Consider the following 25,932-nt stretch of genomic DNA (forward strand, 5'->3'; position numbering starts at 1 on the left):
GTCTCCTGCAACTCGCTACCGGCTTATCAGCGGTCATGCAAGGTGGACTAGTAATTTGGTCTAGAACTTTGCGGCGAGGCCAGCGACGGCGGGAGTATGCTCCCGCTCCAGGCGTGCATCCGTGCGATGGAGGATAATCGCTCAGGGAGAATCGGCCGTCAGCTCACGCTCGGCCCAAGTGTCCTGTCAGTCTTATGCAAACCAGGCTCGTGCGCGGGCAACGGCTTGGCCCATGCGCACTACCACTTCAGTGCGCGGTTTATATCGCTGCTTATACGTTTCTCGCTCGACGAAGCGGCGCTTCAGGCGGAAGCGTCAGCGCGCCTATCTTCCGCCTCACCGGGTGCGCTTGATTCGATCTATCTGCCAGCAGCAACCCGGCTGCTTGGCTGGGGCGGCAGGATTCGAACCTGCGAATGCCGGTACCAAAAACCGGTGCCTTACCACTTGGCGACGCCCCAACGGAGCCGCGGCTTATACGGGCTTAGAACAGACGTTCAACCCAGCCGTGCGGGTCCGGCGCGGTTCCGCGCTGGATCGACACCAGCTTCTCGCGAAGCTTGCCGGTGAGCATGCCCGGGCCGCCGTTGCCGATCGAGAAATCGAAGCCGGTGCCGCGCACCCGACCGATCGGGGTGACCACCGCGGCGGTGCCGCAGGCAAAGGCCTCGCGCAGCTTGCCCGAAGCGGCATCGGCCTTCCACTGATCGATGCTGTAGCGCTCCTCGCGGATGTCGATCCCTTCATCGGCCGCCAGCGCGAGCAGCGATTCGCGCGTGATGCCGGGCAGGATCGTGCCGCCCAGCGGCGGCGTGATCACGGAGCCATCTTCGAACACGAAGAACACGTTCATGCCGCCCAGTTCCTCGACATAGCGGTTCTCGACCGCGTCGAGGAAAACGACCTGGTCGCAATCCTTCTCGATCGCCTCGGCCTGGGCGACGAGGCTGGCGGCATAATTGCCGCCGCACTTGGCCGCACCGGTGCCGCCTGGCGCCGCGCGCGTGTAATGCTCGGATACCCACAGCGTCACCGAGGGCGCGCCGCCCTTGAAATAGGCGCCCGCGGGCGAGGCGATCACCATGTAGAGATATTCCTTCGCCGGGCGCACGCCCAGGAAGGTCTCGCTCGCGAACATGAAGGGCCGCAGATAGAGCGATGCGCCCTCGCCTTCCGGAATCCAGGCGCGGTCGGTACGCACCAGCTCGCGGATCGAGCCCAGGAACATCTCCTCGGGCAGCGGCGGCATCGCTAGCCGTTCGGCGGATTCGCGGAAGCGGCGCGCATTGGCTTCAGCGCGGAACAGCGCGGCGCCGCCATCCGGCGTGCGATAGGCCTTGAGCCCCTCGAAGATCTCCTGCGCATAGTGGAGCACGGCGCAGGCCGGGTCGATCTGGATCGGGCCGCGCGGCTGGATCCGCGCGTCGTGCCAGCCCTTCTCTTCGGTATAGCGGATCACCGCCATGTGATCGGTGAAAATCTTGCCGAAGCCGGGATTGGCGAGGAGCGCGGCCCTGTCGATTTCAGGCACCGGGTTGCGGTGCGCTTCGAACTCGAAATCCAGGATCGTCGTATCTTCCATTTCACCTTCCCGAGAGCGTCGGCCGACTCTGGCCGGATCGGCTTGCGGACGACTAGGCCGCGGGGGTAGAATGGTCAACATGGCTGCCACAATTCCCGCATCGCCCCTGTTCCTGCGCGAGCCCGAAATCCGCCGCGGCGTCGAGCTGCTCTATTTCGGTTATGCCAATCTCACGCGCTCGATCGATGCGGGGCTCGCCCGGCAGGGGCTGGGGCGCGCGCATCACCGTGCGCTTTACTTCATCGCGCGCAAGCCCGACCTGACGGTGAGCGAGCTGCTCTCCATCCTGGCCATTACGAAACAGTCGCTGGGCCGGGTGTTGGGCGATCTCGCCGAGCGCGAGCTGGTCGAGACTCGCACGGGCGAGCGCGACCGTCGGCAGAGGCTGCTGCGGCTCACCCCCGCAGGCGCCGCGCTGGAGGCCGAGCTGTTCGATGCGCTTCGCGAGAAGATGTCGGCGGCTTATTCGAGCGCAGGCCAAGGTGCCGTTGGCGGCTTCTGGGCTGTGCTCGAGGGGCTGGTCCCGGAAAGCGAAAAGGCACGCGTGTCCGGATCGAATCGGTAAAGACGCGACAGACACAATAATTTGGGTTTTGACTCTTTTGGCGGAAACGCGATTCATCACGTAATATTATTTCGTGATGCTCGCCTCTCTATCGATATGTCAAAGAGCGCGTGGCGCAAGGCCACCGGTCGAGCCAAGCAAATGAAGTCCTACATTGCAAGCCGGACAGGCCCTACACCTCTTCTGAGGGGCAGGGCCTTCGCTGGAAATCAGGCGACCTTGAATCCTTCCTTGTTCATCGCGGTCGTGAGCAGCTTGTTCTTTTCGTCGCTCAGCTGAGCACGCAGCATCGGGAAGAGGCGCTCCTCTTCCTCCTGCATGTGCTTCTCGATGTCCGCGCGGAACTGGCGGACCTTGGCGATCCAGTCGGGCGAGGCCGTGGGAGTGGTTTCCAGTTCGTAGAGATATTGTTTCACATAGCCGTGCTCTTTGGTGAGCGCGTCGGCCGCGTCGCGCTGGCCGATCTCGCGGAGCGCGGGATAGATGACGTTCTCTTCCTCCACTGCATGCTTGAGCAGCGCGTGCTTGAGGTGCGAGAGCAGCATGCTGCGCTTGACGGTATTGTGCTCGTCGGTCGCCTCGATCGCGTCGAACACCTTGAGCGTCGCCTGATGCTCGGCAGCGAGCGCATCATCCCAGTTGCCCGCCAGCGCCGTCGGCGCCTGCACCGCAGCCTTGCGGCCCAGCATGGCGAGAATGCCCAGCGCAGCACCGCCGGCAACTGCGCCCGCGACCACGCCCAGACCGCCGCCGTTCCTGCCGCTGCTGCCCTTGGAAGGCTTGAATCGTCCCTTGCTGTCGCGCGTCGCCGTAGTGGTTGCCATGTCCGCCTCCGTCGGATGTGAGTGAAAGCCGTGTCGCTTCCAAAACCATCCGCGCGGACGGGCGTTCCGCCGGCGCAAAAAGACGACGGTCCTACCGCCGCGCGGCGGCCGCCATCTCCGCGTCGCGCCGGGCCGATGCGGCAAGCGTCTCGCGCAACAGCGACACCAGAGCTCCATCGTGGTCGAGCACGTTCAGCCCCGCCCGCGTCGAGCCGCCCGGGCTTGCGACCTTGTCCGCGAGCGCGGCGGGTGAATCCTCCGCTTGCGCGGCTAGGAGCCCGGAACCCTCGACGGTCGCCACTGCAAGCCGCTGCGCCTGCTCGACGGGCACGCCAAGCGAAGCGCCGGCCGCAGCGAGCGCATCTATGAAGCGATAGACAAATCCCGGTCCGCAGCCGCTGAGCGCAGTCACCGCGCCGAACAGCGCTTCGTCGTCGATCCACTCGACCAGCCCGAGCGGCGCCATCAGCGCATCGATTTCCCGCGTCCGAACGCCGTGCATCGTCACCACACCCTTGCCCAGCGCCACGGGCAGATTGGGCATGGCCCGGACGATCGCATGTTCGGGAAAGCGCTCTGCGAGCGCGGCGATCTCTACGCCGGCTAGGATCGAGACCAGCGTCGTTCCCTTGCCGGGAGCAGCCGGGATCGCCGGAATTTCGTCGATCTGCTGCGGCTTGACCCCCAGCATCACGAACTCGGGCAGCGGCGCATCGGGAAAGGCCCTGCCCTGCCGGACACCTGCCGGCAGCTCGCGATCGTGACGATTGACGACGAACACGCGTTCCGCCGCCACCGTTCCGCTCTCGATCCAGCGGCGGAGCATCGCCCCGGCCATGTTGCCGCAACCGACCAGCCAGAGCCCGTCCGGCCCGGCGGCGCTCACGCTTCGCCCTGCGTCTCGATCAGCGCGGCGGCGATCGCGTCGGCGGGGCTCTTGCCGCCCCAGAGCACGAACTGGAACACCGGATAGAAGCGCTCGCACTCGTCGATCGCACTCTCGACCAGCAGCTCGGCCTGGTTGAGCGTCAGCGTCGCCTCACCCGCGCTGTCGATCATCGCCGCGTGGCGGAAGAGCAGGATGCCGCTCGCCGACCAGAGCTCGAAATGGCCGATCCAGAGCTGCTCGTTGACCAGCCCCACCGTCTCGTAAAAGGCGGCGCGACGCTCATCCGGAACCTTGACGTCGGGGAAGGCGAGGAATTGCAGCACGCCATCGTCCTCGCGCCAGATCGCGCGAAGCTCATATTCGGTCCAGCTGCCCTTGACCTTAGCGACGATCTCTTCGTCTTCGCGCTCATAGCTCCAGCCATGCGCGGCGAAGTAACTCTCCAGCATGTCGATGGGGGCGGCGTCGTCGCGGTCGAACTCCGCTTCGTCGAGCATCAATACCTCCACACGGCCGGACAGGATGAATGGAGTCCTGCCAACCGCGTTCCCGCGGCACAAGCGCGCGGTTTACAAGCCTGTCGAAAAGCTGTGGACAAGAAGTGGGTCAATCCGCGCTCAGGCGTCGCCCTGCGGCTTCTTGGCGCGAGGCGCAGCGGGCTTGGCCGCCAGCTGCGCCTCGAGCGCCGCGATACGCGCCTTGAGCGCATCGTTCTCGTCGCGCGCGGCCACGGCCATCGCCTTGACCGCTTCGAACTCGTCGCGGCTCACGAAATCGAGCCCGCCGATCCACTCGCGGGCGCGCTCACGCGCGGCGCTCTCGGTCTCGCGCGCCATTCCGGCGACGGTGCCCGCCGCGCCGTTCACGAACTTCACGAAATCGTCGAACAGGCGGTTGTCGGTCTGCATTTCCAGTTCCAATCGGCGTTTACTGACTTGTTGAATCTGCATTTGGTCGTCCGGGCGCGCCGGCGCAAGGGATCAGCCGCGGCGAGCGCCAATCAGGAACTCGACATTTCCTTCGGGGCCGGTGATCGGGCTGCGCGTGATGCCGGCTACTTCCCAGCCCTGCACGGTAACCCACTCGGCGACTTCGCGGCAGACGCGCTCGTGTACCTCTGGGTCGCGCACGACGCCGCCCTTTCCCACTTCGTCGCGCCCAGCCTCGAACTGCGGTTTGATGAGCGCGAGCAGCCGCGCGCCCAGTCCGGCGAAGCCCAGTGGGACCTCCAGCACCTTGGCGAGGCCGATGAAGCTCGCATCGCACACGATCAGGTCGACGGGTTCGGGAATGTGCGCGGGCGTGAGCACGCGCGCGCTGGTCTGCTCATGTACGGTGACGCGCGGATCCTGCCGCAGCTTCCAGGCGAGCTGGTTCGTGCCGCTGTCCACCGCATAGACGCGCGCCGCGCCGCGACTGAGGAGCACGTCGGTGAAGCCGCCGGTGGAGGAACCCACGTCGATCGCGACGGCCCCGGTCACGTCCCAGCCGAAATGATCGAGCCCATGGGCGAGCTTGATCCCGCCGCGCGACACCCAGGGATGGTCACGCCCGCGAACGTCGAGCGCGGCGTCTTCGGCGAGCGTCTGCCCGGGCTTCTCCACCTTGCGGTCGCCCGCGAAGACGAGGCCCGCCATGATCAGCGCCTGCGCGCGCGTTCGGCTCTCGGCGAGGCCGCGGTCGACGAGCATCTGATCGGCGCGGATCTTGGCCATGCGCGCCCTTTAGGCGTGCTTTTCGCCCCGACGCAACGGGGCCTCGATCCGGCGCAGCAGTATTGCATACTAAAATAGTAGGAATTAAATGAGCGTTCCGGCCATCCTCTCTGTTGGAGCGGATATATGTCCATCTTCTCACCCCTGGACGATCACTCGCCCATTGTTCTCACCGTTCCGGGCCTCGGCGGCTCGGGGCCCTCGCACTGGCAGACGCTCTGGGAGCAGTCGCGTCCCGACACGCACCGCGTCGAGCTGGGCATGTGGGATTCCCCCCATCGCAACGCCTGGGTCACCAAGCTCGACCAGGCGATCCGCACGGCGCAGGCGCCGGTGGTGCTCGCTGCGCACAGCCTGGGCTGCCTCGCCGTCGCCTGGTGGGCCGAGCTCGCCAGCCAGCCGTTCGGCTGGCCCGTGGCCGGTGCGCTGCTCGTGGCACCTGCCGATGTGGATCGAGCAGGCGTGCGCCGGGAACTCGCGGGCTTCGGCCCGACGCCCTCGCGGCCACTCCCCTTCCCTTCGATCGTAGTCGCGAGCAGCGACGATCCCTGGGTGACGATCGACAAGGCGCGTGCGCTTGCCGGCGGCTGGGGAAGCCTTTTCGTCGATGCCGGGCCGCAGGGCCACCTCAACGCCGCATCCGGTATCGGCTGGTGGGAGGAAGGCCAGGCGCTGCTCGACCGGGTGCTCGACGCTGCGTCCGACCGCAACGGCAAGGTCCGCTCCGCCGCCGAGGCGCGTTCGCTGCTGGCGGTGAGCGCCACGGACGCGGCCCAGGCCCATTATCTCGGATCGCCCGCATGACCCCGGCACGAGCCGCCGCGCTGCGCCTTCGCACTGGCGCATCGTCGATGGCAAGCTGCCGGAATGACTCCTATATGGAGCAATAGCGGGCGTGGCCGGATGACGTGCCCCTAGAGCGTCATCCGGCCTACCCGTCCCCGCAAATCTGCCCGAAACTGCATCGCCCAACGGTGGACGCCCCATCGAGTGATCCCGCATAAAATCGCGCGGATGATATGTTGTACCCTGACTTGTTCGGGTCTATATGGCCGCCATGCAGGTGAGTCTCCCGCTAACCCGATTCTGGGGTGGCATCGATGCGCGCTTCGATCGCATTGCGATCGGGCTCAGCGGGCTGTGCCTCGTCCACTGCATGGCGACCACGATCCTGCTGACCCTTCTCTCGTCGGCGGGAGCCTTCGTGCACCCGCTCATCCACGAGATCGGGCTGGTGCTCGCGATCGGCTTCGGCGTGCTTGCGCTGGGCAAGGGCGTCTACTCGCATGGCTATATGATGCCGGCTGCGGTCGGCGCGTTCGGCATCGGCATCATGGCCGGCGCGCTCAGCCTCCCGCACGGCGGGTTAGAGACCATCTGGACGCTTCTGGGCGTGAGCATCGTCGCGCTCGGCCACGACCTCAATCGCCGCGCCACCTACTGACTACGGGTGCCGATTACTGGTGCCAATTACTGGTGCTTGTCCGGGGGGGCCTGCGCGCCTAAATCTGCATCATGCACGCGCACGATCATAACGAGCATCATGGCACCGATCTCACGCGCGTCGCCCAGGTGACGCTGGAGAAGGCCGGCGAACAATGGACGGCGATGCGCGAGCGCGTGTTCGAGGCACTCGCCGGCTTCAGCAAGCCGGCATCGGCCTATGACATCGCCGAAGCGGTCTCCAAGGCCGAGGGCCGCCGCGTCGCCGCCAACAGCGTGTACCGCATCCTCGACCTGTTCGTGGGCGCCAATCTCGCACGGCGCGTGGAGAGCGCGAACGCCTATGTCGCCAACGCGCATCCCGATTGCCTGCACGACTGCATCTTCCTGGTCTGCGACAGCTGCGGCCAGACCACCCACATCGACGACGATTCGATCACCCGCACCGTGCGCGCTGCGGCCAAGGGCGCGGGCTTCTCGCCCGAGCGGCCGGTGATCGAAGTGCGGGGCAAATGCGCCGACTGCGAAGACTGAACGGCCGGCCGCCTCACCAAAATCTCAGATATAGCTCATGATCCGCCGGGCCGATGCTGCCAGGCAACGGCCCCAATCGACACCAGGAAGTCACTGGAGTAAGGGCGGTTAAATGGCTGATCTTCCGAACACGCCGCTGCTCGACACCGTCGGCACGCCCGAGGACCTTCGCAAGCTCGATCCCAAGCAGCTCCGCCAGCTGGCCGATGAGCTGCGCACGGAGACGATCTCGGCCGTCGGCACGACGGGCGGCCACCTGGGCTCGGGACTCGGCGTCGTCGAGCTCACCGTCGCGATCCATTATGTGTTCGATACGCCCGCCGACAAGCTGATCTGGGACGTCGGCCACCAATGCTATCCGCACAAGATCCTCACCGGCCGGCGCGACCGCATCCGCACGCTGCGCCAGGGGGGCGGACTCTCGGGCTTCACCAAGCGCAGCGAGAGCGAATATGATCCGTTCGGCGCCGCGCACAGCTCGACGTCGATCTCGGCTGCGCTCGGCTTCGCAGTCGCCAACCAGCTCGCCGACCAGCCAGGCAAGGCGATCGCAGTGATCGGCGACGGCGCGATGAGCGCGGGCATGGCCTATGAGGCGATGAACAACGCCCAGGCGGCAGGCAACCGGCTGATCGTGATCCTCAACGACAACGACATGTCGATCGCGCCGCCGGTGGGGGGGCTTTCCGCCTATCTCGCCCGGGTGGTCTCCTCGTCCGAATATCTGGGACTGCGCAACCTCGCCAAGCGCGCGATCCGCAAGATCTCGCAGCGCGTGCACAACGCCGCCGAAAAGGCCGAGGAATTCGCGCGCGGCATGGCGACCGGCGGCACGCTCTTCGAAGAGCTGGGCTTCTATTATGTCGGCCCGATCGACGGCCACAACATCGACCATCTCATCCCCGTGCTCGAGAATGTCCGCGACAGCGAGCAGGGTCCGATCCTGGTCCATGTCGTCACCAAGAAGGGCAAAGGCTACGCCCCTGCCGAGGCTGCGGCGGACAAGTACCACGGCGTCCAGAAGTTCGACGTGATCACCGGCGCGCAGGCCAAGGCGCCGCCGGGGCCGCCCTCCTACCAGAACGTGTTCGGCGAGACGCTGGCGAAGCTGGCGGAGATCGATCCGCGGATCGTAGCGATCACTGCGGCGATGCCGTCGGGCACCGGTGTCGACAAGTTCGCGCAGGCGCATCCCGACCGCGCCTTCGATGTCGGCATCGCCGAGCAGCACGCAGTGACCTTCGCGGCGGGCCTAGCCGCCCAGGGCATGCGCCCCTTCTGCGCGATCTATTCGACCTTCCTCCAGCGCGCCTACGACCAGGTTGTCCACGACGTTGCCATCCAGAACCTCCCGGTGCGCTTCGCGATCGACCGCGCCGGGTTGGTAGGTGCCGACGGCGCGACCCACGCCGGCAGCTTCGACGTCACTTATCTCGCGACACTGCCCAATTTCGTGGTGATGGCCGCGGCCGACGAGGCCGAGCTGGTCCATATGACCTACACCGCCGCGCTCCACGACAGCAGCCCGATCGCAGTCCGCTATCCGCGCGGCAGCGGCGTCGGCGTGCCGCTCCCCGCCACTCCCGAACGACTCGAGATCGGCAAGGGCCGCGTGGTGCGTGAGGGCAAGAAAGTGGCGATCCTCTCGCTCGGCACGCGCCTCGCCGAAGCGCTCAAGGCAGCCGAAGCGCTCGACGCGCGGGGGCTTTCGACGACCGTCGCCGACCTGCGCTTCGCCAAGCCGCTCGACGAGGAGCTCATCCGCCGCCTGCTCACCAGCCACGAAGTGGCGGTGACGATCGAGGAAGGCTCGATCGGCGGGCTCGGCGCGCATGTGCTGACGCTGGCGAGCGATCACGGCCTGATCGATGCAGGTCTCAAGTTGCGCACGATGCGCCTGCCCGACACCTTCCAGGACCAGGACAAGCCCGAGAAGCAATATGACGAAGCCGGCCTCAACGCCGAGCACATCGTCGATACCGTGCTGAAGGCGCTGCGCTACAATGAAGCCGCGGTGGCGGACGGGAGCGCCCGGGCCTGACTTGCCACGCGCGCTCTGCGGATATACATTCGGTAAACGTATATCCATGGAGGGCCATATGCAGGTTGCGAAATGGGGCAATAGCCTCGCCGTGCGCATTCCCGCGGACGTGGCGCGGGAGCTGGGGCTCAAGGAGGGCGACGAGATCGAGCTGCGCGCGCTGGACGACGGCGAACTGGCGCTGATTACCGAGCGGCAACGGCGTGAAGCTGCCATCGCGCGACTTCGGGCGATGGCCGACAAACAGGGCCGGCTTCCCGCCGATTTCAAGTTCAACCGCGAATGGGCAAACGCGCGCGGGGAAGACTGACCGGCCGTGCCATGCTTTTTCGACACCAATGCGCTAATCTATGCAGTGTCGGCCGATATGACCAAGGCGCGCCGCGCGACGGACCTTATGCTGCAGGGCGGCTGGATCAGCGTCCAGGTGTTGAATGAAACGGCGCGCGTGCTTCGCGGCAAGCTTCGGTACGAATGGGCAGCGATCGAATCTACCTTGGCGGAGATTCGGACGCTGCTCGAAGTCGTGCCGCTGACCGTTGAAATTCACGAACATGGGCTCGCCCTTGCCGAACGCCACGGGTTCGCGATCTTCGATTCCATGATCGTCGCCGCCGCACTCCGCTCCAGTTGCGAGACGCTCTATTCCGAGGACATGCACCACGGCCTCCTCGTCGAGGATAGCCTGCGCATAGTGAACCCGTTTCGCGAATAGCTTTCGCGCGGACGAGACGCTAAACCGCCGCCGTGCTCCAGACCCCGACTTCCTCTTCCACCGCACGCCCTCGCGCGCTCGCCAATTGGCTGCTCTTAGTTGCCGCGCTGATCGTGGTGATGGTGGTGGTGGGCGGCATCACGCGGCTCACCGAATCCGGGCTGTCGATCACGCAGTGGAAGCCGATCTCCGGAACCATTCCGCCGCTCAACGATGCGCAGTGGCAGGCGGAGTTCGAGAACTACAAGCGCATCCCCGAATACCAGCAACTAAACCAGGGGATGACGCTCGCCGGCTTCAAGGCGATCTTCTTCTGGGAATATCTCCACCGGCTGCTCGGTCGGCTGATCGGCCTGGCCTTCGCGCTCCCGCTGATCTGGTTCGCCATCCGGCGGCAGATTCCGAAGGGCTATGGCTGGCGGCTGGTCGCGCTGCTCGCGCTCGGCGCGTTCCAGGGCGCGGTCGGCTGGTGGATGGTCACCTCGGGACTCAGCGAGCGCACCGACGTGAGCCACATCCGCCTGGCCGCGCATCTGCTCGTCGCGCTGTTCACGCTCGCCGCGATCGTCTGGACCGCGCTCGACCTGCGCGCGCTTGCCCGGAATCCGGACGAGCGACCGGCACGGCTCTCGCGTCTCGGCGCGGTGACCGGCCTGATCCTGTTCGTGCAGCTCCTCTACGGCGCCTTCGTGGCGGGGCTCAACGCCGGGTTGGTCACCGACGAATGGCCGCTGATGAACGGCCGCTTCTTCCCCGGCGCCACGATCGAGGGCCGCCCGCTGCTCGACGCACTGATCAACGACCCCGCAATCGTCCACTTCGTCCACCGCTGGTGGGCGTGGGTGACGGTCGCCGCGCTGGTCGTGCTCGCGCGCGCCGCCCGCGGGATCGACCGGCGCGCATCGATCGCGATCCACAGCGCCTTCGGCATCCAGATTCTGCTCGGCATCGCAACGGTGATGTCGGGCATGAACATCGCCCTCGCTGCGCTTCACCAACTCGTCGGCGCGCTGCTGGTGATCGCAACTGCCTGGGGGGCGCACGTCATCGGACAACGGCAATGAGCGACCTGGCGCTTCTCTATACGACCTTTCCTGCGGCCGCCGACGCGGAGCGCGTCGCTCAGACCGTCATCGCGGAGCGCCTCGCTGCCTGCGTCAACATCCTGGCGCCGGGCGTGTCGATCTATCGCTGGGAAGGCGTGATCGAGCGCGCCGAAGAAGTGCCCGTGCTCTTCAAGACCACGCCCGAACTGGCCGAGCATCTACGCGGGCGGATCGAAGCATTGCACCCCTATGATCTTCCTGTCGTCGAGGCCTGGCCCGTCGCGGCGACGAACGCCGTGTCGCGCTGGGTGAGCACGGAAACCGCCTGATGTTCGCTGCGACGGCAGCATTGCTCCAGGCGGCCGCGCCGGTATCGGCTTTCGCCCCGCCGATCGAAGCGCCACTTCTCGTGACGACCGAGCATCATTCCACGATCGGCGAAACCGAACGTCGCTACAAGTTGGAGCGCCTGGTCCGGTTCCAGCGCGCGGCCGGCGGCTATCGCGCCGAGGTGCGGGTTCTTCCCCCGAGCAGCGATGCGTCCCCCGCGGTCGGCGGAATGGTCGAGGCCGGCTTTGCCGCGCTGGCGGACCGGACGCTCGTCTTCCACCTCGACACCGGAGGCAAGGTGACCGGTATCGAAGACATGGCCGCGCTGTGGGAGCGGTTGTGCGAAGGGATCGGCGCGATGGTGGCCGACAGCGGATCGCCCGATCCGGCGGCGCGCAAGACACTCGCCCAGCGCATCGCCACCCCGCTTCGGGCGCTGCCCGACGAGCGCCGCCGCGCGATGCTGAGCTCGCTCGTAACGGCGGTGATCGTGGACGAGGCTCCCGATCCCATCGGCGCGCTCACGCCCGTCCGCCTGCCCGGCGTCTCTCCGCTGGGGCAGAAGCTCGTGCTCGAAGGGATGCGGACCACCACGGCGGTCGGCGGCAACGAGATCCAGTCAGTCACGCGCGCGTCCAGCAGCGCGCTGGAGAGCGGAGGCCAGGTCGATCTCGAGCGGACGCGCCGTTCCGATCCACGCACCGGGCTCCTGAGCTATAGCAGCGACACCACCCGGACCGTGGTGGGTTCGGCTCCCGATGCCCGCGAATCGGTCCGCACGACCGTCGTTCGGCTGGTTCCGGCGCGTGCGGAAGCATGGCGCAGTCCATGAGGGTATCATAATACCTGTCAGCAAAGCCGCCGATTTGCTTGACTTTCACCATCCTCTCCGCCAAATGGCCGCCGTCCGCGCTGCCCCTCAGGGTGGCGCGATTGCGTTTCAAACGAAAGGTCCCGGCCCCATGAAGGAGCTGATGAAGACCACCAAGTCGGTCAAGCCGCACGAGGTGGAGAAGAAGTGGCATATCGTCGATGCCGACGGCCTGGTGGTCGGTCGCGCGGCGACGATCATCGCCAACGTGCTGCGCGGCAAGCACAAGACCAGCTTCACCCCCCACGTGGATTGCGGCGACAACGTCATCGTGATCAATGCGGACAAGATCCGTTTCACGGGCAAGAAGCTGCAGGACAAGATCTACTACAAGCACACCGGCTATGCCGGCGGCATCAAGGAGATCACCGCGGGCAAGGTCCTCGAGGGCCGCTTTCCCGAGCGCGTTCTCGAAAAGGCCGTCGAGCGCATGATCCCGCGCGGGCCGCTTGGCCGCCAGCAGATGCGCAACCTGCGCATCTATGCGGGCACCGAGCATCCGCATGAGGCGCAGAACCCCGAAGTCCTCGACATCGCGTCGATGAACCGCAAGAACAAGGTGGGCGCATAATGTCCGACAACCGCCAGTCCCTCGCCGACCTCGGCAACATCACCCAGGGTGCGGCCCCGGCCGACGCCCCCGAAGCCGCTGCCACTGCCGCTGCTCCCGTCGTCCAGACGCCGACCACGCCGCTGCGTGCGCAGGAGCTCGACAAGTTCGGCCGCGCCTATGCGACCGGCCGCCGCAAGGACGCCGTCGCCCGCGTCTGGATCAAGCCGGGCACCGGCAAGATCACGATCAACGGCCGCGATCAGGAAATCTATTTCGCGCGTCCGACGCTGCGCCTCGTCATCAACCAGCCGTTCGGCGTCGCCGAGCGCGAAGGTCAGTATGACGTCGTCTGCACCGTCAAGGGTGGCGGGCTTTCGGGCCAGGCCGGCGCGGTCAAGCATGGCATCGCCCAGGCGCTGACTCGTTTCGAGCCGGTGCTGCGCAGCCCGGTGAAGGCTGCAGGCTTCCTGACCCGCGACAGCCGCACCGTCGAGCGCAAGAAGTACGGCAAGGCGAAGGCCCGCCGCAGCTTCCAGTTCTCGAAGCGCTAATCGCGCTTCCCGTTTGGGAACATCGAAAGGGCGATCCGGCAACGGGTCGCCCTTTTGTTATGCCGGCGTTGACCATGATAAGCGCTTGCCCGATCGTTGCCGGGAGGCAATGAACCGGATTTTCGAAGAGATCGAACCATGGCCAATCTCTTTCGTATCACGCCGTTCATGCACGTGCCCGACATCGATGCGGCGCTGCATTTCTTCACGGCGATCCTGGGCTTCGAATGCCGCTTCCGCCAGGGCACCTACGCCTATGTCCAGCGTGAAGGCGCGGCGTTCCGCCTGCTTCAGAACCAGGGCGACGACGGTGCGCCGCCCGGGAACCGGCGCTGCTGCTATTACATCGACGTCGAAGACGTGGACGCGATCCACGAAGAGCTCCGGCCCAAGGCCGGGTCGCTCAACGACGGCGACATCCATGGACCGGTCGACCAGCTCTACGGCCAGCGCGAACTGGCGGTCGTCGCACCGGACGGGAACCTCATCGTTTTCGGCCAAGACATAGCGTTGCCGCGCGGTTAGGCATTTTCGGGAAACCGATCGTCGGCCCGGCGTTTCGTACCCGGCGACAAAGGAGAGGAAGCTGAATGACCTCGCGCAACGTGACGCCTTACCTCCCATTGGCCGATGACGGCGTCTGGCCCGAGGATGCGCGGCGTTCCGCTTCCGATATCGCGCATATCGCGCTGTTCGGCGCCGTGAACTGGCCCTGGCTGCTACGCAGCCTCTCCGGCGGATCGAAGAAGGCCAAGGCGGCGCTGCTCGAACGGCTCGACCTCGCTCCCGATGCGCTTCCCCATCTCGGCAGCTGGAAGGCCGATACCGGCTTCCTCACGCTGATCGTCGACCAGATCGAGCGGCAGCGGCCGCAGACCGTGCTCGAGCTGGGGGCGGGCGCCTCCAGCCTGATCGCCGCGCGAGCGCTGCAGAAATTCGGCGGCGGACGGCTGATCAGCTGCGACCAACATGCAGGCTTTGTCGAGGCGACCCGGGCCTGGCTGCGCGAGAACGGTGTCGAGGCCGATCTGCGCGCCACCCCCTTCCTCCCCTCCCCCGGCGGCTGGCCCGGCATATGGTACGATCACGGCCCCCTGCCGGCTGAGATCGATCTGCTGCTGATCGACGGACCACCCTGGACGATCCACCCCTTCGTGCGCGGCGCCGCCGACAGCCTGTTCGATCGGCTGCCGGTGGGCGGAACGGTGATGCTCGACGACGCGGCGCGCCCCGGCGAGCGCGTGGTCGCGCGCAAATGGCGCCGCAAATGGCCGAATTTCGAGTTCCGCCTCGTCAACGCAGGCACCAAGGGCACGCTGATCGGTACGCGCCTGCGCTGAGGTCCTGCGCCGCCGCTTACAGCAACACCGCACCTTCTCCCTTGAACCGAGCGACCGTCTCGAAGCTCGCGCCTTCCACACGAATCTCGTTGAAGGAGGGCGGCTTGTCGCGAATCCGCTCCGAAAGCGTGCCGGCACCGATCAGCCGAACGGTGCGATCGCCGATCCGGTGCTCGATGTCGAACGGATCGTGGACGTGGCCGGTCAGCACTGCGTGCGCGCCGGCGATCCCCAGCGCCTCGAGCGCGGTGCGGCCGCGCCGGGTGAACGAAGTTCCGCGCGTACCCGCTTCGATCAGCGGGTGATGCGCGGCGACGAAGATCAAGTCGCCAGCGGGCACCGCCTCCACGAGCGCGAGCGACTGCTGTAGGGCATGCGTGCTCACATAACCCTTCGACCAGTCGAGCCGGAACTGAAAGCGCGCCGTAGTCTTGAGCGGCACCACCGCGACGCCTCTGACATCAAGCGGCTTTTCGATCATCCGTTCGAGGGCGCGGTAACGCTTGTACGGCGTGACGAAGCGCGCCCACAGATTGAAATAAGGCAAGTCGTGGTTGCCGACCTCTACCGTCACCGGCCGACCCAGGCTTTCGAGCCATTTCGACGCCGCGGTGAACTCGCGCGAGCGGGCGCGCATCGTGAGGTCGCCGGTGACCACAATCGCATCCGGCTGCTCCTCGGCCACCTTGCGGCCGAACCAGTCGATCGCTTCCCTGTCCTCGCGGCCGAAATGGACGTCGCTCACATGGAACAGCCGGATCATGGCTCGGGCGCATCCTCCTTGGTGGCGATGAACGTCTTGAGGCTCTTGCCCACGCGGATCGGAATCGAAGGCGCGAGCCTCACCGGCTCCCCATCGAAAAGCGCGAGCGCGGGGCTGTTGCCGCGGACGCGCAGTTCGTCCGTATAGGACTCGCTCACTGCACGCGCCGCGACCCAGTCGCCGGTCAGCCAGTCCCAGCCGAGTTGAACGATCGAGCCCCAGTCGCGCGCATCCACGCCCGCCACCTGCAGCCGATCGAGCAACGGAGTGACGAACACCGCCTGGTACCGATCGTGCAGCCCTGCTCCCGAGATGCGGATGCCGCGCTCGCCGAAGGTCCTTCGCCAAGCTCCGCGCACGGCCCCGACAAAGCGGCCCAGGCGCCCCTTGCGTACTGCCTCGCGCGCACGGAACCAGGCTGCGGCCGGGCCCAGGATCAGCCCGACGAAGGCGCGATGCTCGCCCGCGATCACATAGGGAAGCGCAACCCGCCGGTCGCACTGGCGCGCGGCGTGGACGATCTTGTGCGGATCGGTCTCGTCGTGCAGCCCCTTGGCGAGCAGGTTCATCGTCCCGCCCGGCAGAATGAGGAAGGCGCCTTCCCATTTCTCGAGCGCGCAGAGCGCCGCGTTGATCGTGCCGTCGCCCGCGAAAAGCACCACCGTGTCCGCTCTGGCTGCGTTCAGCTGTTCCCCGGTCGGGAGCTCCTGGTCGGGAAATTCCGTGCGCCCGGCCAGCGTGAGCCCGCCTTCCTCGAACACGGCTTCGAGCGCCTCGCATTTGGCGCGCGTCGCGGTGCCGGAATTCGGATTGGTGATGAACCAGAGCCTGTCCATTGCCCGCGCCAACGCATGAGACGGCAATTGGTCGCCAGGCTGTGCAGCCTGGCCAGCGCCCCGCCGTCGCTCCGCCAAACTCTCGATCGGCGCGGTACGTCCCTCCATTCCCCCTCCATTGGAACCAGTCGCGCGCCGGAGCCATTCCCCCGCTCACAACAAGAGTGAGGCAATGACGCTCCAGCCGCAACATAGCGTGAGCGATTCCGAGCGAGACCAGGCGCTTCGCCAGGTCGTCACCGAGGGCGCCTTTGCCAGCGCCGCCACGGCGCTCACCAGCGGCGTGATCCTGACTGCGCTGGCAATGCACCTCGGCGCATCGAACCTGGTGATCGGCGTGCTGGCGAGCGCGCCCTTTCTCGGCCAGCTGCTCCAGGCGCCGGCGATCCTGCTCGTAGAACGCCTGCGCAAGCGCAAGCTCATATCGGTTGCGGGCGGCCTCGCCGGCCGGGTGATGATGGCTTTGATGGCGCTCGCGCCGTTCCTCCCGGCCGAGATGGGAATCGCCGCCCTCGTGCTCGCCCAGCTCGTGCTTTGCAGCATGAGCGCCGTGGGAAGCTGCGCCTGGAATGCCTGGATGCGCGATCTGGCGCCCGAGGACCGGCTCGGATGGGTCTTCGCCCGCCGCACTGCCTATGCCGCTGCGATCAGCCTCGTCGCCGGTATCGCCGCGGCGGTCGTGCTCGATCGCACCGAGGAAGGTTCGAACTGGCGCAGCGTGATCTTCGGCGTGCTCTACGGTCTGGGATTCCTCGCGGGGCTGGTGAGCGCCTGGCTCACCTCGCGCGTCCCGGAGCCTGCGATGCCGCCGCGGCCGGAAACGCAGCTCGGGCTGGTCGAGCTACTGCGCGAACCTTTCGCCGACCGCAACTTCCGCCGCCTCACCATCTTCCTCGCGAGCTGGCAGTTCTCGATCAACCTCGCGACGCCTTTCTTCACCGTGTTCATCGTCCGCCAGCTCGGCTTCGACATGACCTTCGTCATGGTTCTGAGCGTGGTGAGCCAGCTCGCGAACCTGGTAGCGCTTCGCAACTGGGGGGCACTGGCCGACCGGTTCGCGAACAAGTCGGTGCTGCTCGTCGCCGCTCCCACCTACATCGCCTGCATCGTCGCGATGATCGGCGCCTCGCAGATGGAGCATGGGCCATGGTTGGTCGCTTACCTGGTGGTGCTGCACCTGTTCATGGGCTCGGCGATCGCAGGCGCGACGCTCGCGACCACCAGCATCGCGCTCAAGCTCTCGCCCAAGGGCCAGTCGACTGCCTATGTCGCGACCGCGGGTCTGGCGACCGCGGTCGCGGCGGGGATCGCGCCGATCCTCGGGGGCGCCTTCGCCGACTTCTTCGCGGCGCGGCAGTTCGAGCTGCTACTGCGCTGGACGAGCCCGGAGGGGGTGGCGATCGTCTCGCCGCTCCGCCTCTCGCAATGGGACTTCTATTTCCTGATTGCCGGCGCGCTCGGCCTCTACGCCATCCACCGTCTCACGCTGGTGCGTGAGAAGGGCGAGATCAAGCGGAGCGAGATGATCCAGCAGGTGATCCACCAGACGCGGCGGACCGCGCGCAACGTCTCCACCGTCGCGGGGCTGCGCACCCTCACCTATCTCCCCGCGACGCTGCTGCGGGACGCCGAAGTCCGCGCGCGCTTCCTTCGGCTCCAGCGCCGGCGAATTCGGGCGGAGCTCGAAACGATTCCCGTCTAGCACGGTTGTGCCCTCATGGCCGACATCGAACCGCTTCCCACGCGCACCGGAGCCGGCAAGCTCCCCGGTGTCAGCTTTCACGTCCTCCTGCTCCGCGAAGAGCTGCGCTCCGGCACGATGGCCGAAGTGGCCGAGCTCGAACTCGGCGACCTCCGCATCGAAGTGCGCGCGGGGGGCGATGCGCTCTGGGCCCTCATCCGGCGGCCCGGGCACGGCGGGCTGGCGCTGCGTGCCGCTCACGCCATCGGCGGCTGCTCCGGCGTTCGGATCCGTCCAGCCGGGGAAGGCGAAGCGCTGCGCGTCGAATTCACCTCGACGATGGGCCGCCATGTCGTCGTGTTCCGTCTTCACGAGGGCGATGTTCCGGTCCTGCGCGTCACCGCGCGCCTGACGCCGGCAACGCCGCTGCTCATCCCGTTCCTCGCGCGCGATCTCTACCCGCTCGACGGTCACGACGATCCCGCTGGCGCCATCGGCACGGTGGAAGCGGCGCAGCGCGGAATGAACGCGGGCATCAGCTATTTCCGGCTCGCCAAGCCCCAGTTCGGCAGCGTTCTCTATTTCCAGAACTTCACCACCCTGAACCCCTATTTCGCTGCAACCGGCACGAAGCCCGACGGCGCGGTGGGCGGCGAGTGGCCCGAGATCGGCTATCTGCCGCCCACCGCCTCTCAGAAGGGCAAGCCGCCGCTCGATCCGCTTCCCGAAGGCGAGGAGATCGTCGTCGCCGATGCCTGTCTTGCTTTCCACCGCGACGCAGACGGCGACGAACCCGAAATGGCGCGACGCTATCTATCGCTGCTCGGCGCGATCTACCGCCGCATCGACCAGCCACCCACCGACTATCGCGAATGGGTGGCGCGCGCCGAACGCACGCTGCACGATCTAGACAAGGCCCCCGAGGCGACGATCCGCCACTATGGCTTCCGCTACATCCACCCCTACACCGCCACCGAATATCCGGATTCGATGGTCCAGCTCTCGGTACTCGCCGCGATCCGCGACTATGAAGCCTGGACCGGGAAGAACATCCCGCTGTTCGCCGAGTTCAAGCGCGGCCTGCGCAAATTCTATGATCCCAAGCTCCGCACGATCCGGCGCTACCTCCCCAATGTCGGCAAGGACAAGGACAAGGACGCAGTCGACAGCTGGTATCTCTACCACCCGATGCTCAACCTCGGCCGCCTGGCGATCGACGGCGACAAGCAGGCCGCCCGGCTGTTCATGGATTCGATCGACTTCGGCATCGAGGCCGCGCATCACTTCGATTACGTCTGGCCGATCCAATACAAGATCACCGATTTCTCGGTGATCACCGCTTCGCGCGACGAACAGGGGCTCGGCCAGACCGACGTGGGCGGCATCTATGCCTATGTGATGCTCCAGGCCTTCGAGCTCACCGACGACAAGCGCTTCCTCGACGAGGCGCGCGCGGCGATCGACGCGACGCAGGGCATGCGCTTCAATCTGAACTATCAGGCGAACCTGACCGCCTGGGGCGCTGCGGCGTGCCTCCGGCTGTGGCGGATCACCAACGAAGAGTCGTATCTGCGCCAGAGTTACGTCTATGTCGCGAGCTTCTTCCACAATGTCGCGCTGTGGGAATCCGACATCGGCCTGGCGAAGCACTATCGCAACTTCCTGGGCGTGACCGCACTGCACGACGCGCCCTACATGGCGATGTACGAGTGTTTCGACAGCTTCGCCGCCTTCGAGCGCTTCCTGAAGGACAGCGGCCCGGACCTGGATCCCGGCGTGCGGATGCTCCTCTCCGAATATTGCCGCTACGCACTCGATCGTGCGTGGTTCTACTATCCCGATGCGCTCCCCCCCGAAGCCATCGCCGATAAATCGCGCAACAGCTATGTGGACCGCAATCTCTGCTTCCCCGTCGAGGATCTGTATGTCGACGGGCAGCAGGCGGGGCAGGTCGGCCAAGAGATCTATGGTGCCGGCGCGGCGTTCATTTTCGCCAGCCGCGCCTTCCACACGGTCCGCGACGCGCCGTTCCGCATCTTCTGCGATCATTTCCTAGTCGCGAGCGAACGCCCGGCCGACCGGGCGCTGAGCTTCCAGCTGAGCGGTGGCGAAGGTTGCCTGGCCCGGCTCAGCCTGATCCGCACCGGCCGTGCGAAGCTCCCGGCATTCACCGTCACCACGGCAAAGGACGAGCAGATCGAACCCTATTCCGAGGAGGCGGAGCGCGTGGAATATTTCGTCCCGGCAGATGGGCGCATCGGCCTTGCTTGGTGAAGGGAACCTAAGCGCCTTCCGATCCTTGGAGTCGGCGACATCCAACGGAGAGAAACCCATGACCGATCTGGCAGAACCGCCCGTCCGCGACCTCGCCGACGCACATACCGAGCAGCCGAGCCTCGCCGGGCGACGCGTGATCGTGAGCGGCGGAACCACCGGCATCGGGCGGGCGATCGCCGTGCTGCTCGCATCCGAGGGCGCCAAGGTCTTCGTCTGCGGGCGCACCCCGGAGCATCTGGAGGATGCGCTCGAACGCATCCGCGAAGTCGGCGACGGCGGCGGAGTGAACGTCGACCTGGCCACGCAGGAAGGCGTCGAGCGCTTCGTCTCCGAAGGCGAGCGCTTCCTGGGCGGCATCGACATCGCCGTGATCAATGCCGGCCTGCCCGCCGAGGGCCTCGCCGATACCGACGCCAAGGACATCCGCTACACCGTCGACACCAACCTCACTTCGCACATGACCGTGGCCAAGGCCGCGCTCGACCGTATGGGCCCGGGTGGCGATATCGTCTTCATCGGCTCGATGTCGGCCAACTCGCGCGAGGCTACGTCGACTGTCTATACCGCCACCAAGACCGGCGTGCAGGCTTTTGCCGAGGCGCTGCGCAAGGAACTGGCGGAGAAGGATATCAAGGTCGGCAATATCGAGCCGGGCCTGACCGGCTCGGACATGCAGCTACCCGACATTCCGGTCGAAAAGCAGCGCGAGATGATCGACAAGGCCGAGATGCTCCGCGCCGAGGACATAGCCGCGGCCGCGCACTTCATGCTCACTCAGCCGCGCCGCACGGTCGTATCGCTGATGCGCGTCGAGCCACGCATCGCCGAATGAGTCCCTTTCCTGTCGACCGGCTTGTCTTCGGGCCCGATGACGTCGATCTCTCGCGCTCGCCGCTAGCGGGGCACCTCGACGTCGAAACCTATGTGCTCGGCGCCTTCAATCCGGGTCTGACGCGGCTGCCGGGCGGCAATCTGCTGATGATGGTTCGCATCGCCGAGGCGCTGCGGCAGCCGATCTTCGACGGCCATGTCCATGCGATCCGATGGCAGGAGGGCGGCTATGTGCTCGATGCCTGGCCGCTCGAGCTGGTCGACACCGCGGATCCGCGCAAGTTCCTGATCCGCGGCGGGCGGTGGAAGGTGATGGCGCTCACTTCGCTTTCCTGGATACTGCCGGTCGAGCTCTCGCCGGACGGGCTCGAGCTGGTGGCGATCCACTACGACCGCGCCGTTGCGCCGCACGCGAGCTTCCAATGCTACGGCGTCGAGGATGCGCGCGTTTCAAAGATCGGGGATCGCTGGTTGATGACCAGCTGTTCGGTGAGCCCGGAGCGGCATTCGACTACGCTCTACAGCTCGGACAACGGGCTCGACTGGCGGTTCGAGGACATCGTCCTCGATCACCAGAACAAGGACATGCTGATCTTCGAAGGGCGGATCGAGGGGCGCTACTGGGCCCAGACTCGTCCGCTCGGCGATTTGTATTTCACCTATCCCCCTGGCAGCGAATGGCGCGCAGGCCCTTCGATCAACCTCGCCACTTCGCCCGATGCGCGCCACTGGAAGCCGCATCCCGGACCGGGCATCCGCCCGCATGCCGACACGATCGCCACCGCGCGCATGGGCGGCGGCACACCCCCGATCCTCACCGATCAGGGCTGGCTGACGCTGTGGCACGGCGTGGAGCCCAAGGAGATCGTTGGCATCTATCGCACCTATTGGTCGATCCTCGATCGCGACGATCCGGCGCGCATGATCCGCACCGAGCATACGCCCCTGCTCGAGGCCAATCCGGAGCTGACGCGCCCGCTCGAGGACAGGATGTACGTCCGCGACGTGGTCTTCACCACCGGCATCGTCGATGCTGGCGATCACTATATCGTGGCGAGCGGGGAAGCGGATCTCGCCTGCCGGATTACCCACATTCCCAAGCGCGTATTCACGGAGTGATCACCACCGCGCCGAACGCCGGGAGCTGTTCCGCCGTCGCGCCGTTCACTGCCTCGATCACGCTCCCCTCCCGCATCGCAGGCGGCAGCACCACGGGCTCGGCGCCGAAATTGAACGCGCACGATAGCGCCTGATCCTCGCTCTCGCGTCGGAACACGAGCAGCTGCTCGTCGGCATGGAGGATCGCGATATCTCCGGCCATCAGCGCCGGATTGGCATGGCGAAAGGCGATCAATCGCCGCGTGAGATTGAGCAGCGAATCCGGGTCACCGGCCTGCCGGTCGACCGCCAGCGTCCGATGGTCAGGCCCCACGGGAAGCCACGGCCTGCCGCTGGTGAACCCCAGTTGCGGTGCGTCGGAACGCCAAGGCATCGGCGTGCGCGCGCCGTCGCGGCTCAGCGTCAGCGGCCAATTGGCGATCGCTTCGGGGTCCTGCAGGTGCTCGAAGCCGATATCGACCTGGGTCAACCCGAGCTCCTCGCCGTAGTAAAGGAATGCGTTGCCCCTCAGCGTCAGGAGCAGCAGCATCTTTATCCGGGCGAAGGCGTCGCGCTGCTCGGGTGTCACCCAGCGCGAGATCGCGCGCGGCGCGTCGTGGTTCTCGAACGCCCAGCTCGGCCATCCGACCCCCTGCACGCACGGCCAGCCGGCCACCGCGTCGCGGACCAGCGCGGGCGTCAGCCGATCGGCGTAGAGGAAGTTGAAGCCATAGGCGCTGTTGAGCCGCGTCTCGCCTGCGGTGAACAGGTGCATCTCGGGCTCGGGGGCGGGGCCGCCGACCTCGGCCACGAGGAAGCGCTCGCCATAGCCGTCGGCGAGCGCGCGCAGCTTCTCCAGGAAGCGCGGGATGTCCGTGTGGCTCTGGTTGTAGATGTGCTGCTGGAAGTCGAACGGCCGGGTGCGCGGCGCCCCCGTATCCGGCGCGGGCGGGTTATCGCGCAGCTCGGGATCGTGCATCGTGAAGTTGATCGCATCGAGCCGGAATCCATCCACCCCACGATCGAGCCAGAAGCGTGCCGCCGCCAGCGCCGCGTCCTGCACCTCCGGGTTGTGGAAATTGAGATCGGGCTGCTCGCGCAGGAAATTGTGCAGATAATATTGCCCCCGCCGCGCGTCCCAGGTCCAGGCGGGGCCGCCGAACACTGATTGCCAGTTGTTGGGCGGCGAACCGTCGGGCTTCGCATCGGCCCAGACATACCAGTCGGCCTTGGGATTGGTCCGGTCGGTACGGCTCTCCTGAAACCAGGGGTGCTGGTCCGAGCTGTGCGAATAGACCTGATCGATGATGACCCTGAGGCCGAGCGCGTGCGCGCGCACCACCAGTGCGTCGAAATCCGCGACTGTGCCGAAGATCGGGTCGACTCCGCAGAAATCGGCCACGTCGTAGCCGAAGTCGCGCATCGGCGAGGTGAAGAAGGGCGAAAGCCAGACGCAATCGACTCCGAGCGAGGCGACATAGTCCAGCTTCGCCGTGATCCCGGCTAGGTCGCCGATCCCGTCGCCGTTCGAATCCGCGAAGCTGCGGGGGTAGATCTGGTAGGTGACGGCGCCGCGCCACCATTCGCGGGCGCGGGTACGCCGGGCACTGGCAAGCAACTCGTTCATTTGGCGGCTCCGGCGCCGCAGACGGCATAGCCGAAGGCGGTAAGCGAAAGCTGGAGGCTGCCCGGCGCGGCAGCCGCGGCGGGACATTGCCCCGCGAGCGAAGTGAATGCGGAGGCCCCTGCCTCCACCTCGATGTGGCCGCTCCACGGCGTGGGCGCGCTGTTGAAGGCGATCAGATATTCAGCGCCGGTCGCGGGATCGAAGCGCGAGACGGCGAACAGCCCCGGCTTGTCGCTCGCGAAGCGGACGACCTGCCGCCCGCGCGTGAGCGCCGGATGCGCGCGCCGCAGCCGAGCGAGCGTGGCGATCTCACGGAACAGGGGGTGCGCGATATCGAAGTTGGACTCCGCGGTGGTCCGCGTCGTCCCCAGCAGCTTGTTGTCGTTGTAGATCGCGACGCGACTGGGGAACATGTCCTCGCGTGCGTCCTGATCGTTGCCGTCGCCGACGAAACCCTGCTCGTCGCCCGAATAGATCGTCGGCACGCCGCGCAACAGCAGGAGCATCGCGTGCCCCAGCATGTCGCGATCGAGCAGTTCGTCGGCGCTCGCATTGGGGTTGGCGGCGCGGATGAAGGTGGCTGTTCGGCCCTGATCGTGGTTGCCGATGAAGGTCGGATTGCGCCGTGCGGTCGCCTCGCCGCCTTCGTAGAGCGCGTCCGCCGCGAAGAGCTTCGCCAGCGCGTCAGTCCCTGCCTTGCCCGAGACGACATCGTTCACGGCCTTGGCGAAGCCGAAGTCGAGCACCGTCGGCAGCTTGTCGACGCGCGTGTGCCGCGCGAGCGCGGACGTATTTGGGTCCGCCACTTCGCCGAAGATGTGGAAATTGGGCACGCCGCTCGCTCGCGCACGTTCGAGCATCGCGGGCACGAATGCCTGCCAGAACTCGGACTCGACGTGACGCGCGGTGTCGATCCGGAAGCCGTCGACCTTGTAGCGCGCGATCCAGTCGCCGAAGATTTCGATCATTCCCGCCACCACGCGCGGATTCTCGGTCATCACGTCGTCGAGCCCGACAAAATCGCCCATCGTCGAGCTCTCGCCCGCGAAGCTCGAGTTGCCGCGGTTGTGGTAATAGATCGGATCGTTGAGCCAGGCGGGGACCTTCACCTCCTTCTCTGCCTCGGGCACGAAGGGCGTGTAGGCGGCGTCGGGGCGCGTCAGCCGCGCGAAATTCTCCGTGGTGCGAACGCCGTCGCCCAGGAAGCCCGGGTTGATCGGCTCGCCCTTCACGCCTCCCTTGCGGCTGTACGGATATTCCGCGCGCGAGCGATAGCTGCAGTCGCCACACTCGCGATACTGAATCACGTCCGCCGTATGGTTGACGATGATGTCCATATAGACCTTGATGCCCTTGGCGTGCGCGGCATCGACGAGCGCCTTGAAGTCCGCATTGGTGCCGAAATGCGGATCGACTTGCGTGAAATCGGTGATCCAATAGCCGTGATAGCCCGCCGATTCCTGCCCGGCAGGGCCCTGCACCGGCTTGTTCTTGAAGATCGGACCTACCCAGATCGCAGTCGCACCGAGCGCCTGGATATAGTCGAGCCGCCCGATCAGCCCCTTGAGATCGCCGCCGTGGTAGAAACCCTTGGCGGTGGGGTCATAGCCGGTCTTGAGCCTATCGCCGGTCAGCCCGCCGCGATCGTTCGCGGGATCGCCGTTCTCGAACCGGTCGGGCAGCAGAAAATAGAGAACCTCGTCCTCGGGCAGACGATCGCGGAACGACTGCGCGGCGGCAGGCGTGGCGATCAGTGTCGCGGCCAGCAGGACCCCGAGCTTCTTCATGCGCGCAAACTCCTGGGGGCGTCCCCGCCGCTC

At 66.4% G+C, this 25,932-nt stretch carries 28 protein-coding genes and 1 tRNA gene; 18 read left to right on the forward strand and 11 right to left on the reverse strand.

What is annotated here, in order from left to right; translation table 11 throughout:
• Positions 1-386 precede the first annotated feature (386 nt).
• Positions 387-461: transfer RNA gene (locus tag ACMGDH_RS16415), tRNA-Gln, on the reverse strand.
• Positions 462-484: 23 nt separating this feature from the next.
• Entirely contained in the window at positions 485-1,582 is a 1,098-nt protein-coding gene (locus ACMGDH_RS16420; RefSeq protein ID WP_436829055.1) for a branched-chain amino acid aminotransferase, read from the reverse strand.
• Positions 1,583-1,661: 79 nt separating this feature from the next.
• Between ACMGDH_RS16420 and ACMGDH_RS16425 the strand changes: the two genes are divergently transcribed.
• Positions 1,662-2,147, forward strand: a complete 486-nt coding sequence (locus tag ACMGDH_RS16425) for a MarR family transcriptional regulator (RefSeq protein ID WP_436829056.1) — start codon at positions 1,662-1,664, stop codon at positions 2,145-2,147.
• Positions 2,148-2,356: 209 nt separating this feature from the next.
• Here ACMGDH_RS16425 and ACMGDH_RS16430 read toward each other — a convergent pair whose 3' ends face one another.
• From ACMGDH_RS16430 to ACMGDH_RS16450, 5 genes are all read right to left on the reverse strand, one after another.
• A complete protein-coding gene (locus tag ACMGDH_RS16430) occupies positions 2,357-2,971 on the reverse strand; it encodes a hemerythrin domain-containing protein (protein ID WP_436829057.1) in 615 nt (204 codons plus the stop codon).
• A 91-nt stretch (positions 2,972-3,062) separates the two neighbouring features.
• Positions 3,063-3,857, reverse strand: coding sequence for a pyrroline-5-carboxylate reductase family protein (locus ACMGDH_RS16435; RefSeq protein ID WP_436829058.1), 795 nt, complete (start codon positions 3,855-3,857; stop codon positions 3,063-3,065).
• On the reverse strand, positions 3,854-4,357 hold the full coding sequence (locus ACMGDH_RS16440) for a type III secretion system chaperone family protein (RefSeq protein WP_436829059.1): 504 nt from the start codon (positions 4,355-4,357) through the stop codon (positions 3,854-3,856). The genes ACMGDH_RS16435 and ACMGDH_RS16440 overlap by 4 nt, the downstream gene beginning before the upstream one ends.
• A gap of 120 nt (positions 4,358-4,477) precedes the next feature.
• Complete coding sequence (locus ACMGDH_RS16445; RefSeq protein WP_436829060.1) at positions 4,478-4,768, reverse strand: accessory factor UbiK family protein; 291 nt, start codon at positions 4,766-4,768, stop codon at positions 4,478-4,480.
• A gap of 72 nt (positions 4,769-4,840) precedes the next feature.
• Complete coding sequence (locus tag ACMGDH_RS16450; protein ID WP_436829061.1) at positions 4,841-5,575, reverse strand: TlyA family RNA methyltransferase; 735 nt, start codon at positions 5,573-5,575, stop codon at positions 4,841-4,843.
• Positions 5,576-5,701: 126 nt separating this feature from the next.
• On the opposite strand from ACMGDH_RS16450, the gene ACMGDH_RS16455 reads away from it, so the two are divergent.
• From ACMGDH_RS16455 to ACMGDH_RS16515, 13 genes are all read left to right on the forward strand, one after another.
• Positions 5,702-6,379, forward strand: coding sequence for an RBBP9/YdeN family alpha/beta hydrolase (locus ACMGDH_RS16455; protein ID WP_436829062.1), 678 nt, complete (start codon positions 5,702-5,704; stop codon positions 6,377-6,379).
• A 253-nt stretch (positions 6,380-6,632) separates the two neighbouring features.
• Entirely contained in the window at positions 6,633-7,019 is a 387-nt protein-coding gene (locus ACMGDH_RS16460) for a MerC domain-containing protein (RefSeq protein WP_436829063.1), read from the forward strand.
• A gap of 71 nt (positions 7,020-7,090) precedes the next feature.
• On the forward strand, positions 7,091-7,552 hold the full coding sequence (locus ACMGDH_RS16465) for a Fur family transcriptional regulator (RefSeq protein WP_436829064.1): 462 nt from the start codon (positions 7,091-7,093) through the stop codon (positions 7,550-7,552).
• A 112-nt stretch (positions 7,553-7,664) separates the two neighbouring features.
• Positions 7,665-9,593 (forward strand): 1-deoxy-D-xylulose-5-phosphate synthase, encoded by a 1,929-nt coding sequence (dxs, locus tag ACMGDH_RS16470; RefSeq protein ID WP_436829065.1) that lies wholly within the window; start codon positions 7,665-7,667, stop codon positions 9,591-9,593.
• Between the two features lie 58 nt (positions 9,594-9,651).
• Positions 9,652-9,903: an AbrB/MazE/SpoVT family DNA-binding domain-containing protein gene (locus ACMGDH_RS16475; protein WP_436829066.1), complete on the forward strand. Its 252-nt coding sequence runs from the start codon at positions 9,652-9,654 to the stop codon at positions 9,901-9,903.
• Between the two features lie 6 nt (positions 9,904-9,909).
• Positions 9,910-10,308: a PIN domain-containing protein gene (locus ACMGDH_RS16480; protein ID WP_436829067.1), complete on the forward strand. Its 399-nt coding sequence runs from the start codon at positions 9,910-9,912 to the stop codon at positions 10,306-10,308.
• A 32-nt stretch (positions 10,309-10,340) separates the two neighbouring features.
• Positions 10,341-11,372, forward strand: a complete 1,032-nt coding sequence (locus tag ACMGDH_RS16485) for a COX15/CtaA family protein (protein WP_436829068.1) — start codon at positions 10,341-10,343, stop codon at positions 11,370-11,372.
• Positions 11,369-11,683: a divalent-cation tolerance protein CutA gene (gene cutA, locus ACMGDH_RS16490; RefSeq protein WP_436829069.1), complete on the forward strand. Its 315-nt coding sequence runs from the start codon at positions 11,369-11,371 to the stop codon at positions 11,681-11,683. The genes ACMGDH_RS16485 and cutA overlap by 4 nt, the downstream gene beginning before the upstream one ends.
• A complete protein-coding gene (locus ACMGDH_RS16495; RefSeq protein ID WP_436829070.1) occupies positions 11,683-12,516 on the forward strand; it encodes a hypothetical protein in 834 nt (277 codons plus the stop codon). The genes cutA and ACMGDH_RS16495 overlap by 1 nt, the downstream gene beginning before the upstream one ends.
• A gap of 130 nt (positions 12,517-12,646) precedes the next feature.
• A complete protein-coding gene (gene rplM, locus ACMGDH_RS16500; RefSeq protein ID WP_436829071.1) occupies positions 12,647-13,126 on the forward strand; it encodes a 50S ribosomal protein L13 in 480 nt (159 codons plus the stop codon).
• Complete coding sequence (rpsI, locus tag ACMGDH_RS16505; RefSeq protein ID WP_436829072.1) at positions 13,126-13,659, forward strand: 30S ribosomal protein S9; 534 nt, start codon at positions 13,126-13,128, stop codon at positions 13,657-13,659. Before rplM ends, rpsI begins: the two co-directional genes overlap by 1 nt.
• Positions 13,660-13,797: 138 nt before the next feature.
• On the forward strand, positions 13,798-14,184 hold the full coding sequence (locus ACMGDH_RS16510) for a bleomycin resistance protein (RefSeq protein WP_436829073.1): 387 nt from the start codon (positions 13,798-13,800) through the stop codon (positions 14,182-14,184).
• A gap of 65 nt (positions 14,185-14,249) precedes the next feature.
• Positions 14,250-14,999: a class I SAM-dependent methyltransferase gene (locus tag ACMGDH_RS16515; protein ID WP_436829074.1), complete on the forward strand. Its 750-nt coding sequence runs from the start codon at positions 14,250-14,252 to the stop codon at positions 14,997-14,999.
• A gap of 16 nt (positions 15,000-15,015) precedes the next feature.
• Here the strand turns inward: ACMGDH_RS16515 and ACMGDH_RS16520 are convergent, their stop codons facing one another.
• Both ACMGDH_RS16520 and ACMGDH_RS16525 read right to left on the reverse strand, forming a co-directional pair.
• Positions 15,016-15,762 (reverse strand): metallophosphoesterase family protein, encoded by a 747-nt coding sequence (locus ACMGDH_RS16520; protein WP_436829075.1) that lies wholly within the window; start codon positions 15,760-15,762, stop codon positions 15,016-15,018.
• Positions 15,759-16,598: a diacylglycerol/lipid kinase family protein gene (locus ACMGDH_RS16525; protein WP_436829076.1), complete on the reverse strand. Its 840-nt coding sequence runs from the start codon at positions 16,596-16,598 to the stop codon at positions 15,759-15,761. The genes ACMGDH_RS16520 and ACMGDH_RS16525 overlap by 4 nt, the downstream gene beginning before the upstream one ends.
• A gap of 172 nt (positions 16,599-16,770) precedes the next feature.
• Here ACMGDH_RS16525 and ACMGDH_RS16530 point away from each other — a divergent pair, with 172 nt between their 5' ends.
• From ACMGDH_RS16530 to ACMGDH_RS16545, 4 genes are read left to right on the forward strand one after another with little or no spacing between them, the layout of a single operon-like run.
• The gene (locus ACMGDH_RS16530; RefSeq protein WP_436829077.1) at positions 16,771-18,300 is read left to right on the forward strand and encodes an MFS transporter; all 1,530 of its coding nucleotides are present in this window, start codon (positions 16,771-16,773) and stop codon (positions 18,298-18,300) included.
• Between the two features lie 15 nt (positions 18,301-18,315).
• Positions 18,316-20,553 (forward strand): hypothetical protein, encoded by a 2,238-nt coding sequence (locus ACMGDH_RS16535; RefSeq protein ID WP_436829078.1) that lies wholly within the window; start codon positions 18,316-18,318, stop codon positions 20,551-20,553.
• A 58-nt stretch (positions 20,554-20,611) separates the two neighbouring features.
• Entirely contained in the window at positions 20,612-21,388 is a 777-nt protein-coding gene (locus ACMGDH_RS16540) for an SDR family oxidoreductase (protein ID WP_436829079.1), read from the forward strand.
• Positions 21,385-22,506 carry a glycoside hydrolase family 130 protein gene (locus ACMGDH_RS16545; RefSeq protein WP_436829080.1) on the forward strand — a complete coding sequence of 374 codons (1,122 nt, stop codon included), beginning with the start codon at positions 21,385-21,387 and terminating at the stop codon, positions 22,504-22,506. Before ACMGDH_RS16540 ends, ACMGDH_RS16545 begins: the two co-directional genes overlap by 4 nt.
• Here the strand turns inward: ACMGDH_RS16545 and ACMGDH_RS16550 are convergent.
• Positions 22,496-24,112 carry an alpha-amylase family glycosyl hydrolase gene (locus tag ACMGDH_RS16550; protein WP_436829081.1) on the reverse strand — a complete coding sequence of 539 codons (1,617 nt, stop codon included), beginning with the start codon at positions 24,110-24,112 and terminating at the stop codon, positions 22,496-22,498. The two genes, ACMGDH_RS16545 and ACMGDH_RS16550, sit on opposite strands and share 11 nt — an antisense overlap.
• Entirely contained in the window at positions 24,109-25,899 is a 1,791-nt protein-coding gene (locus tag ACMGDH_RS16555) for an alpha-amylase family glycosyl hydrolase (RefSeq protein ID WP_436829082.1), read from the reverse strand. Before ACMGDH_RS16555 ends, ACMGDH_RS16550 begins: the two co-directional genes overlap by 4 nt.
• Between the last annotated feature and the right edge of the window lie 33 nt (positions 25,900-25,932).

Origin of the sequence: Sphingomonas radicis (assembly GCF_051400635.1) — a bacterium.
Taxonomy (GTDB): domain Bacteria; phylum Pseudomonadota; class Alphaproteobacteria; order Sphingomonadales; family Sphingomonadaceae; genus Sphingomonas.